This window comes from Hydrogenophaga sp. IBVHS2 (assembly GCF_002127215.1).
GTDB lineage: Bacteria > Pseudomonadota > Gammaproteobacteria > Burkholderiales > Burkholderiaceae_C > Hydrogenophaga.
In genome coordinates this window covers 887,809-904,428 of the sequence record NZ_NFUT01000001.1, presented here as the reverse complement: position 1 = coordinate 904,428, position 16,620 = coordinate 887,809, and the positions used below count along the sequence as shown (strand labels likewise).

Sequence of the window (16,620 nt, the reverse complement as noted above, 5' to 3'; positions counted from 1 at the left end):
CCTCACGAACCCATGATGTCCGGCAGCAGTGCTGGGGCGGGGTCAGTCGTCGTCCCGGTCGTCCAGACCCGGGAACAGGACCTCGGTGAACCCGAACCGGCTGAAATCGCGGATGCGCATCGGGTACAGCGTGCCCCACAGGTGGTCGCATTCGTGCTGCACCACCCGGGCATGAAATCCCTCGGCCACCCGGTCGATGCGGCGCCCCTGCGCGTCGGAGCCGGTGTAGCGGATGCGCCGCCAGCGCGGCACCACGCCACGCATGCCAGGCACGGACAGGCAACCCTCCCACCCTTCTTCTTCCTGGTCCGACAGCGGCGTGATGACCGGATTGACCAGTACCGTGCGGGGCACCGGCGGCGCATCCGGGTAACGCGGATTGGGCTGATCCGAGCCAAAGATGACCACCTGCAGGTCCACGCCGATCTGCGGAGCGGCCAGACCGGCGCCGTTGGCATCGGCCATGGTGTCCAGCAGGTCCTGCACCAGGGCATGCAGTTCGGGCGTGTCGAAGCGCTCGACCGGCCGGGCATGCCGCAGCAGGCGCGGGTCGCCCATTTTCAGGATGGTGCGGACGGTCATGCCGTGGCTCCCGGGGTGGATTCGGTGGACTGCAACAGGGCCAGCATGCCGGCCTCGTCGATGACCGCCACGCCCAGTTCGCGGGCCTTGTCCAGCTTGCTGCCGGCGTCTTCGCCGGCCACCACGTAGTCGGTCTTCTTGCTGACCGAACCGGCCACCTTGGCACCGGCGGCCTCCAGCATGGCCTTGGCATCGTCACGCTTGAGCGTGGGGAAGGTACCGGTCAGCACGAAGGTCTTGCCCAGCAGCGGCTGCGGCGTGTTCTGCGCGCCCTCGCCTTCGGGCCAGCTCACGCCGGCCGCGCGCAGCTGCTCCACCACCTCGCGGTTGTGCGGCTGGTCGAAGAAGGTGCGGATGCTCTGCGCCACCACCGGCCCCACGTCGTTGACCTGCAGCAGCTCGTCCACGCTGGCGTCCATGAGGCGGTCGATGCCGCCGAAGTGCCGGGCGAGGTCCTTGGCGGTGGCCTCGCCCACATGGCGGATGCCCAGGCCGAACAGGAAGCGCGGCAGCGTGGTCTGCTTGCTCTTTTCCAGCGCATCGAGCACGTTCTGCGCCGACTTCTCGGCCATGCGCTCCAGCGCGGCCAGCGCGGTGAAGCCCAGCTTGTACAGATCGGGCAAGGTGTTGATGAGGCCGGCATCCACCAGCTGCTCCACCAGCTTGTCGCCCAGGCCCTCGATGTCCACCGCCCGCCGTTGCGCGTAATGCAGGATGGCCTGCTTGCGCTGGGCGGCGCAGAACAGGCCGCCGGTGCAGCGGTGGTCGGCCTCGCCCTCCTCGCGCACCGCCGCGCTCCCGCACACCGGACAGCAGGCCGGCATGGTGAAGGGCTCGGGTTCGCCATGGCGGCGTTCGACCAGCACCGACACCACCTCGGGGATCACGTCGCCGGCGCGGCGCACCACCACGGCGTCGCCCACCCGCACGTCCTTGCGGCGGGCCTCCAGTTCGTTGTGCAGTGTGGCGTTGGTGACCGTCACGCCGCCCACGAACACCGGCGCCAGCTTGGCCACCGGCGTGAGCTTGCCGGTGCGGCCCACCTGCACGTCGATGGCCAGCACGGTGGTCACCTGCTCCTGGGCGGGGTACTTGTGGGCCACCGCCCAGCGCGGCTCGCGGGTGACGAAGCCCAGCCGCTGCTGCAGGGCCAGGTCGTCCACCTTGTAGACCACGCCGTCGATGTCGAAGGGCAGCGCATCGCGCTGCTCGCCGATGCGCCGGTGGAAGGCCACCAGCTCGGCGGCCCCCAGGCACTGCGCGGTCTGGACCGCCACCGGAAAACCCCAGGCCTTGAGCTGCATGAGCACGGCGAACTGGCTGCTGCCCAGCGCGGCCGGGTCGCTCACCTCGCCCCACCCATAGGCGAAGAAGCTCAGGGGTCGCTGCGCCGCCATGGCGGAATCGAGCTGGCGCACGGCACCGGCCGCCGCATTGCGCGGGTTGACGAAGGTCTTCTCGCCCTTGGCGCCGGCAGCGATCTTCTCGCGCTGGCGTTCGTTGAGGGCGTCGAAATCGGCCCGGGCCATGTAGACCTCGCCGCGCACCTCGAGCACGGCCGGCACGCCGGCCGGCAGCCGCAGCGGGATCTGTCCGATGGTGCGCACGTTGTGGGTGACGTCCTCGCCGGTCTCGCCGTCGCCCCGGGTGGCGGCACGCACCAGCACGCCATCCTCGTACCGCAGGCTCATGGCCAGACCATCGAACTTGAGCTCGGCCACATAACGCACCGGCGGATCACCCTCGCCCAGCTCCAGCTCGCGCCGCACGCGGGCATCGAAGGCTTCGGCACCGCTGGCTTCGGTGTCGGTCTCGGTGCGGATGCTGAGCATGGGCACCGCATGCCGCACCGGCAGCAGCTCCTTGAGGATGGCGCCGCCCACGCGCTGGGTCGGTGAGTCGGGCGTGAGCAGCTCCGGGCGCTCGGCCTCGATGGCCTGCAGCTCGCGGAACAGGCGGTCGTATTCGGCGTCCGGGATCTCGGGATCGTCCAGCGTGTAGTAGCGCCAGGCATGGTGGTGCAGTTGCTGCCGCAGTTCGGCGGCGCGGCGGGCCTGGGGATCGGACGGCGCGCTGCCACCGCCGGCAGCAGGTTCGTCGGCAAACAGGTCGGGCGTGGTCATGGGGTCAGGAGAACAGGCGGCGGGCCTGGGGCGAGCCGGCCGACAGGTCGCGGGCGTCCAGCGCGTCGTACAGGGCCTCCAGGTCGGCGCCGATGCGGTCCATGGCCTCGTCGCTCAGGGGCTGACCGGCATCGTCGGTGACCACGCCGTCCATGGCCTGTGCCAGCGCCCTGGCCGCCTGGCGCAACTGCACGAAGGGCTGTTCGCTGCGCGGCACATGGGTCACTTCCAGCGACAGGGTCACCTCGCGCAGGGCACTCTGCTCGGGGTCGTCGGCCATGGCGGCCTGGGGGTCGAAGGTCAGGCTGAGCACCGGGGCCTGTCCGGCCTGGCTCCCGGCCAGCACCATCCGACCGGGCAACGCGCCGGCCACGAATCCCTGGCGTGCAGCGTTCTGGGCCACATAACCCGGACTCCAGGCAGCCCGGCGCGCGCGCAGCGTGAAGCCGAGCTGGGCATCGTGGTCACCGGCGAAGGCGTCGAGCTCGCGGGCGCGGGCCACCTCGGCGCGCATGTCGGGAAACTCGACGGCGGCCGACAGCACATCGGCAAAGGCCTGCGTCTTGACCACGAACTCGGAGAACTCGATGTCGTTGAGCGCCCCGGCCCGGTTGGCCAGCTGCACACCGGCCTGCAGCTGCCGGTAGCGTTGGCCGGGACGGGGTGGCTCCCAGTCACCGGTGGCCGACAGCCCCTCCACCGCGAACGGCTTGCTGCCGACCCGGCGCGTGGCCGGCAGGGCAGCCAGCACCGCGTCGCCCGACACCTCCGCCTCGGGCGTGATGGGGGCAATGACATCGATCAGCGCATCCAGCCCGGGGCGACGCTCCGCTGCCACCGGTTCGCGGCGCAGCGGCGCAGCGGCATCCGGCAGGGCATCGGCCAGGGCCGCCGGCACGGTGTCGGCCAGGTCGGCGTCGAGCACCGGGTCGATGCGCCCGGCCAGCGGATCGGCCAGGCGTTCGCCGACATCGGCCACCGGATCGGCCGCATCGGCCACGGGCAAGGGCGCCGGCCGTTCGCGGGCGGTCCGGGGCGCGTTCTGGCGGGTGATCCAGGCGTTGTAGGCGACCACGGCCGCCAGCACCAGGCCTCCGATGATCGCCAGTCCGATTTGAAGATTGCTCATGGGGGTGTGTGTCAGCTGGCCTGCAGCATGCCCGCGGCGGACTCCATGTCCACCGCCACGATGCGGGAGACGCCTTGTTCCTGCATGGTCACGCCGATGAGCTGCTGCGCCATCTCCATGGCGATCTTGTTGTGGCTGATGAACAGGAACTGGGTATCGCCGGACATGGCCGTGACCAGCCGTGCATAACGTTCGGTGTTGGCATCGTCCAGCGGGGCATCGACCTCGTCGAGCAGGCAGAACGGGGCCGGGTTGAGCTGGAAGATCGCGAACACCAGGGCGATCGCGGTCAGCGCCTTCTCGCCGCCCGACAGCAGGTGGATGGTCTGGTTCTTCTTGCCCGGCGGCTGGGCCATCACCTGCACGCCGGCGTCCAGGATCTCCTCGCCGGTCATGACCAGGCGGGCATTGCCGCCGCCGAACAGCTCCGGGAACATCTTGCCGAAATGGCCATTGACGGTCTCGAAGGTGCTGCCCAGCAGGTCGCGGGTCTCGTTGTCGATCTTGCGGATGGCGTCCTCGAGCGTGGTCATGGCCTCCACCAGGTCGGCCGACTGCGCGTCCAGGAAGGTCTTGCGCTCGCGGGCGGCGGTCAGTTCGTCCAGCGCCGCCAGGTTGACCGCGCCCAATGCCTGGATCTCGCGGTGCAGGCGGTCGATCTCGCCCTGCAGACCGGCCAGGCGCACATTGCCCTCGGTGATGCTCTGCCCGACAGCCGCCAGATCGGCCTGCGCTTCCTGCAGCAGCTGGCTGTACTGCTCCACCCCGAGCCGGGCGGCCTGTTCCTTGAGCTGGAAATCGGTGATGCGGTTGCGCAGCGGCTCCAGCTCGCGCTCGAGCTGCAGGCGACGCTCGTCGCTGGCACGCAGCTTGAGCGTGAGGTCGTCGTACTGGCTGCGCAGGGCGGAGAGCGCCTGTTCGCGCTCCTGTTTGGCCTGCAGCGCGTTCTGCAGGCCGGCCTGGGCCGCAGCGTCGGTCAGCCGCGAGAGCTCGTCGCGGGCGCGCTGCTCCTCGTCGGCCAGCGACCGGGCCTGGCTGGCCGCCGTCTCCAGCGAGCGTTGCAGCTCGGCCTGCCGGGCCTGCAGGCTGCGCAGGGCGAAAGCGGCTTCCTGGGCGCTGCGTTCGAGCGAGCGCTGCTGCTCGCGGGCCTGGTTCAAGGCCCGCTCGGCCTCGATCACCTTGTCGTCGAGCTGGGCGTGGCGCTCCTGGCTGTCGGCCAGCTGCATGTCCAGTTCCTCGAAGCGCGCCTCGGCGGTCACCCGGCGCTCCTGCAGGTCGTCCAGCGCGGCGTCGACCTCGGCCAGGTCGCGGCCGATCTGCTCGCTGCGGGACCGGGTCTGCTCGGCCAGCTGGCTCAGCCTCAGCGTCTCGACCTGCAGCTCGTGGGCGCGGTTCTGGGTCTCGGCGGCCTCGCGGCGGGCCGCCACCAGGCGCTGCGAGGCATCGCTGTAGGCGGCTTCTGCCCGCACCAGGGCGGCTCGGGCCTGCTCGGCGATGAGCTGCTGGGCCTTGAGCGCCTTGTCCAGGTTCTCGATTTCCTGCGCGCGGGCCAGCAGGCCGGCCTGTTCGTTGTCGGGCGCGTAGAAGCTCACGCTGTGGGCCGTGACCGCGTGGCCGCTGGCCACATACAGGGTCTGACCGGGCTGCAGCTTGCTGCGGCGGGCCAGCGCCTCTTCCAGCGAGTCGGCCACCCAGGCGCCGTGCAGCCAGTCCGCCAGCAGGGCCTGCTGGCCGGCATCGTTGAGCCGCAGCAGGGCCGCCAGGGGCTTGAAGCCTGCCGGCGCCGCGGCAGACGCGGCCGCGGCGGGCGGGTGGTAGAAGGCCAGCCGCGTCGGCGGTGCATCGGTGGCAAAGGCCCGCACCATGTCGAGCCGCGACACCTCGAGTGCGGCCAGGCGCTCGCGCAGGGCCGCCTCCAGGGCGTTTTCCCAGCCGGTCTCGATGTGGATGCGGCTCCACAGCGCCTGCAGGGTGTCCAGGCCATGCTTGGCCAGCCAGGGCTTGAGCTTGCCGTCGGTGCGGACCTTGTCCTGCAGGGCCCGCAGGGCCTCCAGCCGGGCGCTCAGGTCGGCCAGTTTCGACGATTCGGTATTGACGGTCTGCTGCGCGGCGCGGCGTTCGTCATCGAGCTGCGGCACGCTGTCCTGCAGTTCCTGCAACCGGGCCGCAGCCATCTCGGCCAGTTCGCGGGCTTCTTCGTGCTGGGCGGTCAGGCCGCTGAGGCGTGCCTCGTCGGGTGCGGCCAGTGCGTTGCGGTCGCCCAGCAGGCGCTCCCGGCGCTGGTTCAGGCCCCGGCTCTGCTCCTCGATGCTGCGCTGTTCGGCCGCCAGCACCTGGATCTGCTGCTGCACCTGGGCCACGCTGGCCCGCTGTTCGTTGGCGCGGGCCTGGGCAGCGCGCAAGGCATCCTCCAGCGCCGGCAAGGCGCCCGACTGGTCTTCGCCCTGGGCGGCCAGCACCATCGACTGTTCTTCGGCCGCCACCAGCTGCTCGGCGATCTGCTCCAGCTCGGCCTGTGCGTCGTCGCTGCGGGTGCCCCAGGCGCCCAGCTGCTCCTTGAGCTGTTGCAGCCGCTGCTCGACACGCTGGCGACCTTCGACCACGAAGCGGATCTCGGCCTCGAGCTTGCCGACCTCGGCGCTGGCCTCGTAGAGCTTGCCCTGGGCCTGATTGACCTGATCGCCCGCGGCGTAGTGCGCCTGGCGGATGGTTTCCAGCTCGGACTCGATGCGGCGCAGATCGGCCGTGCGGGATTCCAGATCGGTGGCGGCCTGGGCGGCGTCGGTGCGCACGCGGGCCTGGTCGGACTCGGCCTCGCTGCGCTTGAGGAACCACAGCTGGTGCTGCTTGAGCGTGGCGCTGTCCTGCAGCGTGTGGTAGCGGGCTGCCACCTCGGCCTGCTTCTCCAGCTTCTCGAGGTTGGCGTTGAGCTCCCGCAGGATGTCTTCAACCCGGGTGAGGTTCTCGCGCGTGTCGTTCAGGCGGTTGGCCGTCTCGCGGCGACGTTCCTTGTACTTGGACACGCCGGCCGCTTCTTCCAGGAACAGGCGCAGCTCCTCGGGCTTGCTCTCGATGATCCGGCTGATGGTGCCCTGGCCGATGATGGCGTAGGCCCTGGGGCCCAGGCCGGTGCCCAGGAACACGTCCTGCACGTCGCGCCGGCGCACCGGCTGGTTGTTGATGTAGTAGCTGCTGTTGCCGTCGCGGGTCAGGACCCGCTTGACCGCGATCTCGGCGAACTGGCCCCACTGGCCGCCGGCGCGGTGGTCGCTGTTGTCGAACACCAGCTCGACGCTGGCCCGGCTGGCCGGCTTGCGGTTGTTGGTGCCGTTGAAGATGACGTCCTGCATGGACTCGCCGCGCAGCTCCGACGCCTTGGACTCGCCGAGCACCCAGCGCACGGCGTCCATGATGTTGGACTTGCCGCAACCGTTCGGGCCCACGACGCCGACCAGCTGCCCGGGCAGCATGAAGTTGGTGGGTTCGGCAAACGACTTGAAGCCGGACAGCTTGATGGAATTGAGGCGCACGGCAGCGGGGGTAAGGACGGCAGCCGGAAATCATAACTGCCGGGTGGTGGGCCTGCCGGTCATGCTGCTGGCGTGACGGATTGCACCCTTCTGGCCAATAACCGTCCAGTCACCCCCGTATTCCGGGGCACGAGGCCCCTTCGCATTACATGTGGTCACATAATTGGTGCATCAACAGTCTTTTCCTGAACCAAACAGTTCAACCAAATACTGCAAGTTTCACCATGAACACCCCCGTCACCACCCAATTCGACCTCGGCCTCGTCGCCCTGTCCTTCCTGTTCGCCGTGATCGGCTCCTTTGTGGCACTGACCGCCGCCAGCCGCGTCAAGGCCCGCAACGGGCGCATCAGCCTGAGCAACCTGATCACGGTCGGCGTGGCCCTGGGCGGCATCGGCGTGTGGTCGATGCACTTCATCGGCATGCTGGCCCTGCAGATGGACGTGGGCAGCAGCTACGCCATGACCGAGACCTTCGTGTCGCTGGCGGTGGTCGTGGTGGCCGCCTCGCTGGCGGTGCGATACGCCGCCCACAACCCGGACAGCCTGCCGCGCCTGGTCCTGGCCGGCACGGGTCTGGGCCTGAGCGTGGTGGTCATGCACTACCTGGGCATGTTCGGCCTGAAGATCTACGGCTTCATCAGCTGGGACGTGGCCCTGGTGGCGCTGTCGGTGCTGATCGCCGTGGTGGCGTCCACCGTGGCCCTGTGGCTGGCCTTCAACACCCCGACCCTGTCCCGCCGCGTGCTGGCTGCCCTGGCCATGGGTGTGGCGGTGTGCGCCATGCACTACACCGGCATGGCGGCCGCCGAGTTCGTGTGCACCACCGACACCCGATCGGCCATCCCGCAGGGCGATGACTTCATCAGCTCCTTCCGCCTGCCGTCGCTGGTGATCGTGACCACTGTGCTCATGACCGTGATGCTGTCCCTCGACCAGGGTTTCCAGTACCTGCGGCACCGCCAGATGCGTGCCATGAGCCGCGCACTCAACGCACGCGCGGCCGCCGCACGCCGCGGCTAAACGGGGTCTTGCCCGAGGCCCGATAATCCGGGCCCATGAATCCCACGTTGTCCCGCCTGCAGCCCTACCCCTTCGAGCGGCTGCGGGCCCTGTTTGCCGGTGTCGTTCCCCCGGCGGGCATCAGTCCCATCAGCCTGGGCATCGGCGAACCCCGCCACCCGGCCCCCGACTTCCTCAAGCAGGCCCTGGCCGGCGCGCTCGACAAGGGGCTGTCGAGCTACCCGGCCACCGCCGGCGAGCCGACCCTGCGGGCGGCGTGCGCCGCCTGGGTGCAGCGCCGCTACGGCGTGACGCTGGACCCCGCCACCCAGGTGCTGCCGGTCAACGGCTCGCGCGAGGCGCTGTTTGCATTCGCGCAGACCGTGGTGGACCCCACGCAGGCAGGCGCCACGGTGGTCTTCCCCAACCCGTTCTATCAGATCTACGAGGGCGCGGCCTACCTCAGCGGCGCCGAGCCGTTCTATGTGCCCAGCGATCCGGCACGCAACTTCGCGGCCGACTGGGACCGGGTGCCCGAGGCCACCTGGGCCCGGACCCAGCTGGTGTACGTGTGCTCGCCCGGCAACCCGGCCGGTGCGGTCATGCCACTGTCGGAATGGGAGCGCCTGTTCGCACTCAGCGACCGCCATGGCTTCGTGATCGCGTCGGACGAGTGCTACAGCGAGATCTACTTCCGCGACGAGCCTCCCCTGGGCGGGCTGGAGGCCGCGCACCGGCTGGGCCGCACCGACTTCCGCCGGCTGGTCGCCTTCACCAGCCTGTCCAAGCGCAGCAACGTGCCGGGCCTGCGCAGCGGCTTCGTGGCCGGCGATGCCGCCCTCATCAAGCCCTTCCTGCTCTACCGCACCTACCACGGCGGGGCCATGAGCCCGGTGGTGCAGGCCGCCAGCGTGGCGGCCTGGAACGACGAGGCCCACGTGGAAGACAACCGCCGTCAGTACCGCGAAAAGTTCGCCCAGGTCACGCCCCTGCTGGCCGAGGTGCTGGACGTGGCCCTGCCGGATGCGTCGTTCTACCTGTGGGCCGGCGTGCCCGAGCGCTGGGCCACAGCCGTGCCCGGGCTGTGTGCGGACGAGGCCTTCGCCCGCGAACTGCTCGCTCAATACAATGTGACGGTGCTGCCCGGCAGCTACCTGGCGCGCACGGCGCTGGGCTTCAATCCGGGCACCGGCCGTGTGCGCATGGCCCTGGTGGCCGAAGCCGCCGAATGCCTGGAAGCGGCCCGCCGCATCGTTGAATTCACCCGGCGCCACGCCTGAAGCGCCCTCCTTTTTCCTCAATCCCCGGAATCACCATGACCCAACAGCTCCAGACCCTCATCGACAACGCCTGGGAACAGCGCGCCACCCTGTCCCCGGCCTCGGCCCCGAAAGAGGTGCTGGATGCGGTGGAGCATGTGATCGCCGAACTCAACAAGGGCCGGCTGCGCGTGGCCACCCGCGAAGGGGTGGGCCAGTGGACCACCCACCAGTGGATCAAGAAGGCGGTGCTGCTGTCGTTCCGCCTCAAGGACAACGCCGTGATGCGCGCCGGCGATCTGGGCTTCTTCGACAAGGTACAGACCAAGTTCGCCCACCTCGATCCCGAACAGATGAAGGCCACCGGCGTGCGCGTGGTGCCGCCGGCCGTGGCCCGTCGCGGCAGCTACATCGCCAAAGGCGCCATCCTGATGCCCTCGTACGTGAACATCGGCGCCTACGTGGACGAAGGCACCATGGTCGACACCTGGGCCACCGTGGGCAGCTGTGCCCAGGTCGGCAAGAACGTGCACCTCTCCGGCGGCGTCGGCCTGGGCGGCGTGCTCGAGCCGCTGCAGGCCAACCCGACCATCATCGAGGACAACTGCTTCATCGGCGCCCGCTCCGAGGTGGTCGAAGGCGTGATCGTCGAGGAGAACTCGGTCATTTCCATGGGCGTGTACATCGGCCAGAGCACCCCCATCTACGACCGCGCCACCGGCGAGGTGAGCTACGGCCGCGTGCCGGCCGGCTCGGTGGTCATCAGCGGCAGCCTGCCCAAGGACGGTGGCAAGTACAGCCTGTACGCCGCCATCATCGTCAAGCGGGTCGACGCCCAGACCCGGGCCAAGACCAGCCTGAACGACCTGCTGCGCGACTGATCCGCAGCAACCGACACACGCCCTGGCACAGAACGAGAGGACGGTCATGAGCAGTGGAACGATGGAGCGCATCCTGCGCCTGATGGCCGAGAAGAAGGCATCCGACGTGTACCTCACGTCGTATGCGCCGGCCATGATCAAGATCCACGGCCAGACCATCCCGATCAACAGCCAGGTGCTGCCGCTGGATGCGCCCCGCAACCTCCTGTCGGAGATCGTCTCGCCCACCCGCATGGAAGAGCTGGTCGAGACCGGCGAGCTCAACATGGGCGTCACGCTCGATGGCCTGGGCAACTTCCGCATCAGCGCCTTCCGCCAGCGGGCCACCTACTCGGTGGTGATCCGCTTCGTGCCCAGCAACATCCCGCGTCTGAACGACATCAATGTCTCGCCCATCCTGGCCGACCTGGTCATGGAAAAACGGGGGCTGATCCTGATGGTGGGCTCCACCGGCGCCGGCAAGAGCACCACGCTGGCGGCCATGCTGGACCACCGCAACGAGAACGCGACCGGCCACATCCTCACCATCGAGGACCCGATCGAGTACACCTACGCCAACAAGAAGTCGGTGGTGAACCAGCGCGAGATCGGTTCGGACACCGCCTCGCTGCAGGTGGCACTCAAGAACGCGCTGCGCCAGGCCCCTGACGTCATCCTCATCGGCGAGATCCGCGACCGCGACACCATGTCGGCCGCCATTGCCTACGCCCAGTCCGGTCACCTCTGCCTGGCCACGCTGCATGCCAACAACAGCTACCACGCGCTCAACCGGATCCTGAGCTTCTACCCAGCCGAGGTGCGCCCCACCCTGCTCAGCGACCTCTCCTCGGCGCTGCGCGCGGTGGTGTCGCAGCGTCTGCTGCGCACCGAGACCGGTTCGCGGGTGCCCGCCATGGAGGTCATGCTCAACACCGCCCTGGTGGCCGATCTGGTGCACAAGGGGGATTTCGGTGGGGTGCGCGAGGCCATGGAGAAGTCGCTGGCGGAGGGCTCCCAGACCTTCGAGCAGGACATCGCCCGCCTCATCCACGAGGGCATCGTCAGCCGGGCCGAGGGCCTCTCGCACGCCGATTCGCCCAACAACCTGCTGTGGCGCCTGCAGAACGACTTCGAGGCCAGCCGGGCCGGCGACCTGCATGTGGACACGCAGGAGGATGAAGACCAGGCCACCTTCACCGAATTCACGCTCGACGTGAAGTTCTGACCGATCCATGTCCGACACCCTGCTGCTCACCGAAGCCCTCATCGCCCGCCCTTCGGTCACCCCCCGCGACGAAGGCTGCCTCGACCTCATCGGTGAACGGCTGGGGGCGCTGGGCTTCCGGCTCGAACGCATCGACAGCGGCCCGGACGACTTCCGGGTGAGCAACCTCTGGGCGCGCCGGGGCAGCGGGGCGCAGCCCACCCTGGTGTTCGCGGGCCATACCGATGTGGTGCCCACCGGCCCGGTGAATGCCTGGGCCAGCGACCCGTTCACACCCACCCACCGCGACGGTCGCCTGTACGGCCGTGGCGCGAGCGACATGAAAGCCTCGCTGGCGGCCATGGTGGTGGCCTGCGAAGAATTCCTGGCCGCACAGCCGCAGCCCGCCATCGACATCGCCTTCCTGCTCACCAGCGACGAGGAAGGCCCTGCGGTGGACGGCACGGTCGAGGTCTGCCGGCGGCTCCGGGCGCGCGGCGAACGGCTGGACTGGTGCATCGTGGGCGAGCCCACGTCGGTCGAACGCACCGGCGACATGATCAAGAACGGCCGGCGCGGCACCATGAGCGGCAAGCTCACCGTCAAGGGCATCCAGGGCCACATTGCCTACCCGCACCTGGCCCGCAACCCGATCCACATGGCCGCTCCGGTGCTGGCCGAGCTGGCCGCCACCCGGTGGGACGAGGGTAACGCCTTCTTCCCGCCCACCAGCTGGCAGATCAGCAACATCCACGGCGGCACCGGGGCGAGCAACGTGATCCCCGGCACGGTGGTCATCGACTTCAACTTCCGGTTCTCGACCGAGTCCACGGCCGAAGGCCTGCAGCAGCGGGTGCTGGACACGCTGGCACGCCACGGCCTGCACCCGGGACAGGACTTCGACCTCGCCTGGACCATCGGCGGCCTGCCCTTCCTGACCCCGCCCGGCACGCTGGTGGATGCGGTGCGGGCCGCCATCGCCGACGAGACCGGCCTCGCCACCGAGCTCTCCACCACCGGCGGCACCAGCGACGGGCGCTTCATCGCCCGCGTCTGTCCGCAGGTGATCGAGCTGGGCCCGCCCAACGCCACCATCCACAAGGTGGACGAGCACGTGGCCGTGGCCGACATCGAACCCCTCAAGAACATCTACCGGCGCACCCTGGAGCGGCTCCATGCCGCCCCCGGCACCTGACGCCGCACCGCCCGTGAACCTGAACCAATTGCTGACCGAGGCCACCGCGCGCCTCGATGCCGCCGCTTTGTCCTACGGACACGGCACCACCAATGCCCGCGATGAAGCGGCCTGGCTGGTGCTGTGGTCGCTGGGTCTGCCGCTCGACACCGACCCCGACGTGCATGCCGGCACGCTTGACCCTGCCGCCGTGGAACGTGCCCTGGCCCTCATCCACCGCCGCATCGACACCCGCGAACCGGCCGCCTACCTCACCGGCGAGGCCTGGCTGCAGGGCGTGCCGTTCCACATCGACCGGCGCAGCATCGTGCCGCGCAGCTTCATTGCCGAGCTGATCGCCGACGGCAGCATCGACCCCTGGTTGAGCGACCGCACCCACCGGGTGCTGGATCTGTGCACCGGCAACGGCAGCCTGGCGGTGCTGGCCGCCATGGCCTGGCCCGACATCGAAGTGTGCGGGGCCGACCTGTCGGCCGATGCGCTGGCCGTGGCCCGCCTGAACGTGGATCGCCACGGACTGCAGGACCGCATCACCCTGCTGGAATCCGACGGCCTGGCCGCCTGCCCCGGCCCGTGGGACCTGATCCTGTGCAACCCGCCCTATGTGAACGCCCGGAGCATGGCCGTCCTGCCGGCCGAATACCGGGCCGAGCCCGAACTGGCGCTGGCCGGCGGCGCGGACGGCATGGACTTCATCCGCCGGTTGCTGTCCGACGCTCCGGCCTGCCTGTCGCCCGACGGCGTGCTGGTGCTGGAGATCGGCAACGAGCGCGCGCATTTCGAGTGCGCCTTCCCCGGCCTGGAAGTGGTCTGGCTGCCGGTGAGTGCCGGCGATGACCAGGTGCTGCTGATCACCCGCGAGGCACTGACCGCATGATCACCTTGCGCGATGTGGTGCTGCGACGCGGTGCCAAGGTGTTGCTCGACGGGGCCAGCGTCACCATCAACCCCGGCGAGAAGGTCGGCCTGGTCGGACGCAACGGGGCCGGCAAATCGAGCCTGTTCCGCCTGCTCGATGGCCAGCTGCACGAAGACAAGGGCGAGTTCAACGTGCCGGCCCAATGGCGCATGGCCCAGGTGGCCCAGGACATGCCCGAGACCGACCAGAGCGCCACCACCTTCGTCATCGAAGGCGACACGCCGCTGCTCGAAGCCCGGCGCGAGGTGCAGGCGGCCGAGGACAGCGGCGACGGCGAGCGCATGGCCCACGCCTACATGGCCCTGCACGACGCCGGCGAGCACGACGCCGCCGCCCGCGCGCAGGCCCTGATCCTGGGCCTGGGCTTCCGCACCGACGAGCTGGAGCGCCCGGTCAACAGCTTCTCGGGCGGCTGGCGCATGCGGCTGCAACTGGCCCGCGCGCTCATGTGCCCGAGCGACCTGCTGCTGCTCGACGAACCGACCAACCACCTGGATCTGGATGCCCTGGTCTGGCTGGAGGCCTGGCTGCAGCGCTACACCGGCACCATGCTGGTGATCAGCCACGACCGCGAGTTCCTGGACGCGGTCACCAACGTCACGGTCCACATCGAGCACGCGAAGCTCAACCGCTACGGCGGCAACTACAGCCGCTTCGAGGACATGCGGGCCGAGCAGATGGCCCTGCAGCAGGCGGCCTACGCCCGACAGCAGGAGAAGATGGCCCACCTGCAGAAGTTCATCGACCGCTTCAAGGCCAAGGCCAGCAAGGCCAAGCAGGCGCAGAGCCGGGTCAAGGCCCTGGAGCGCATGGAGAAGATCGGCCCGGTGCTGGCCGAAGCCGACTTCAACTTCGAATTCGCCGAACCGCAGAACCTGCCCAACCCCATGCTGGCGCTGGCCGACGTGGACTTCGGCTACCCCGCGGCCACCGATGGCGGAGATCCCGTCACCATCGTGCGGGATGTCAGCCGCTCGGTGCTGGCTGGGCAGCGCATCGGCATCCTGGGCGCCAACGGCCAGGGCAAGTCGACCGTGGTCAAGACCATTGCCCGCACGCTGGCGCCGCTGGCCGGGCAGATCACCGAAGGCAAGGGGCTGAACATCGGTTACTTCGCGCAGCAGGAACTCGACGTGCTGCGTCCGGCCGACACCCCGCTGGAACACATGATCCGCCTGGTCAAGGACAGCATGGCCGCAGGCACCCTGGTGGGCCAGCCCACCCGCGAGCAGGACCTGCGCAGCTTCCTGGGCGGATTCAACTTCACCGGCGACCAGGTCAAGCAGGCGGTGGGCACCATGAGCGGTGGCGAAAAGGCCCGGCTGGTGCTGTGCATGATCGTCTGGCAGCGTCCCAACCTGCTGCTGCTGGACGAACCCACCAACCACCTCGACCTGGCCACCCGCGAGGCGCTGTCGATGGCGCTCAACGAGTTCGAAGGCACGGTGATGCTGGTCAGCCACGACCGGGCCCTGCTGCGCGCGGTGTGCGACGAGTTCTGGCTGGTCTCGCGCGGCGGCATCGCGCCCTTCGATGGCGACCTCGATGACTACCAGCGTTACCTGCTGGATGTGGCCAAACAGTCGCGCGAAGCCCAGCGCGAGGCCAGCCGGGAAGCCACCCGCGAAGCGCAGCGGGTGCAGCAGGCCGCCGCGGTCAAGCCCTCGCGCCAGCCCGACCGGACCAAGCCGCTGCGCAAGGAACTCGATCAGGTCGATCAGCGCATGGCCCGGCTCACCGCCGAGAAAACCGCCCTCGAAGAACGCCTGACCCAACCCTTGAGCCCCGGCGACATCGCCGAAGCCGGCCGACGGCTCAAGGCGGTGCAGGAAGAGCTCGACGGGCTGGAGCTGCGCTGGCTGGAGCTTAGCGAGCAGATCGAGGCGGCGGCCCAGGGCTGATCAGACCGGCGCCGTCCCGATCAGGCCGGCCGCCAGCAGCGCGCCGTGGCGGTCCAGCAGTTCGACCTGGGGGCCGTCGCGCACCAGCCTGGCCGTCTGGCCGCAGAGCACCGGCCGGCACAGCTGGAGCTCGATCTGGCGGGTGTTCACCCCGATCGAGGCCAGGCGCCCCAGCACCAGGTTGCGCGTGGCCATGCCCTGCAGGATCGGCATCGGGTACCCGAAAAGGCGCGCTCCGAGAAACGAGGTGTGCACCGGGCCGGCATCGCCCGATACGCGGGCGTAGCGCCGGCCGGCATCGCGGGCGATCGCCACCGGCAGGACCTGGGCTCGGGCGGTGTCGAGGGCCGGCTGGCGCCGCGCCCTCAGGCGTATGGCGCGCGCCAGATCGGGGTCCAGCGGCAGGTGGGCCACTTGCGCCGCGCCGTACCCGCGCACCAGGAACCGGTCGCGCACCTTCAGGGTCGACCGGCCGGCTGCGTCGCGCACGTCCGAGGCCATCGACAGCACCAGCTTGTCCGGCCCCAGCGCCACCAGATCGACCAGCTCGCTGGCCACGGTCTGTCGTCCCCGAGCGGTCGCACCCATCCAGGAGGCGTGATCGAGGTGAACAAGGTGGCGCAGATTCAGGCCCAGCGCAGCGAATGCCCGCATGTACAGCACGGTGCCGACCGACTGTGCGTACACGAACGGCGCCGCGACGGCTTCGTCATCGAGCCCCAGGGCCTCGCACCAGCGAGGGCCGTCGTCGGCGCCGGGGTCGAACCGTGCCTCGAACACCGGCGGCACCCTGGCCTGCAGGCGATGACGCGTCAGGAGGTTGCTCAACGCCAGGCCCCAGTAACAGGCGGCGTACGACCACGATCCCACCGGCGGCACGTCGACCTGGACGGTCATCCGTCCGGGGATGTGGGGCA

General features: G+C 69.6%; 12 protein-coding genes. 7 read left to right on the top strand and 5 right to left on the bottom strand.

Going from position 1 to position 16,620, the window contains the following annotated elements:
- Positions 1-42 precede the first annotated feature (42 nt).
- From def to smc, 4 genes are read right to left on the bottom strand one after another with little or no spacing between them, the layout of a single operon-like run.
- A complete protein-coding gene (gene def, locus CAP38_RS04400; protein WP_086119622.1) occupies positions 43-582 on the bottom strand; it encodes a peptide deformylase in 540 nt (179 codons plus the stop codon).
- Positions 579-2,705, bottom strand: coding sequence for an NAD-dependent DNA ligase LigA (ligA, locus tag CAP38_RS04395; protein WP_086119621.1), 2,127 nt, complete (start codon positions 2,703-2,705; stop codon positions 579-581). Before ligA ends, def begins: the two co-directional genes overlap by 4 nt.
- 4 nt (positions 2,706-2,709) lie before the next feature.
- Positions 2,710-3,834 carry a cell division protein ZipA C-terminal FtsZ-binding domain-containing protein gene (locus CAP38_RS04390; RefSeq protein WP_086119620.1) on the bottom strand — a complete coding sequence of 375 codons (1,125 nt, stop codon included), beginning with the start codon at positions 3,832-3,834 and terminating at the stop codon, positions 2,710-2,712.
- Positions 3,835-3,845: 11 nt separating this feature from the next.
- On the bottom strand, positions 3,846-7,364 hold the full coding sequence (gene smc, locus CAP38_RS04385) for a chromosome segregation protein SMC (RefSeq protein ID WP_086119619.1): 3,519 nt from the start codon (positions 7,362-7,364) through the stop codon (positions 3,846-3,848).
- Positions 7,365-7,588: 224 nt separating this feature from the next.
- Here smc and CAP38_RS04380 point away from each other — a divergent pair, with 224 nt between their 5' ends.
- From CAP38_RS04380 to CAP38_RS04350, 7 genes are read left to right on the top strand one after another with little or no spacing between them, the layout of a single operon-like run.
- Complete coding sequence (locus CAP38_RS04380) at positions 7,589-8,386, top strand: MHYT domain-containing protein (RefSeq protein ID WP_086119618.1); 798 nt, start codon at positions 7,589-7,591, stop codon at positions 8,384-8,386.
- Positions 8,387-8,421: 35 nt separating this feature from the next.
- Entirely contained in the window at positions 8,422-9,645 is a 1,224-nt protein-coding gene (dapC, locus tag CAP38_RS04375) for a succinyldiaminopimelate transaminase (RefSeq protein ID WP_086119617.1), read from the top strand.
- 35 nt (positions 9,646-9,680) lie between these two features.
- The gene (dapD, locus tag CAP38_RS04370) at positions 9,681-10,505 is read left to right on the top strand and encodes a 2,3,4,5-tetrahydropyridine-2,6-dicarboxylate N-succinyltransferase (RefSeq protein WP_086119616.1); all 825 of its coding nucleotides are present in this window, start codon (positions 9,681-9,683) and stop codon (positions 10,503-10,505) included.
- Between the two features lie 46 nt (positions 10,506-10,551).
- Positions 10,552-11,709, top strand: a complete 1,158-nt coding sequence (locus tag CAP38_RS04365) for a PilT/PilU family type 4a pilus ATPase (protein ID WP_086119615.1) — start codon at positions 10,552-10,554, stop codon at positions 11,707-11,709.
- 7 nt (positions 11,710-11,716) lie between these two features.
- On the top strand, positions 11,717-12,883 hold the full coding sequence (dapE, locus tag CAP38_RS04360; RefSeq protein WP_086119614.1) for a succinyl-diaminopimelate desuccinylase: 1,167 nt from the start codon (positions 11,717-11,719) through the stop codon (positions 12,881-12,883).
- A gap of 13 nt (positions 12,884-12,896) precedes the next feature.
- Positions 12,897-13,760 carry a 50S ribosomal protein L3 N(5)-glutamine methyltransferase gene (gene prmB, locus CAP38_RS04355; protein ID WP_256924258.1) on the top strand — a complete coding sequence of 288 codons (864 nt, stop codon included), beginning with the start codon at positions 12,897-12,899 and terminating at the stop codon, positions 13,758-13,760.
- Complete coding sequence (locus tag CAP38_RS04350; protein WP_086119612.1) at positions 13,757-15,703, top strand: ABC-F family ATP-binding cassette domain-containing protein; 1,947 nt, start codon at positions 13,757-13,759, stop codon at positions 15,701-15,703. The genes prmB and CAP38_RS04350 overlap by 4 nt, the downstream gene beginning before the upstream one ends.
- Here the strand turns inward: CAP38_RS04350 and CAP38_RS04345 are convergent, their stop codons facing one another.
- On the bottom strand, positions 15,704-16,600 hold the full coding sequence (locus CAP38_RS04345) for a MaoC/PaaZ C-terminal domain-containing protein (RefSeq protein ID WP_086119611.1): 897 nt from the start codon (positions 16,598-16,600) through the stop codon (positions 15,704-15,706). It abuts the gene before it with no gap.
- Positions 16,601-16,620 lie beyond the last annotated feature (20 nt).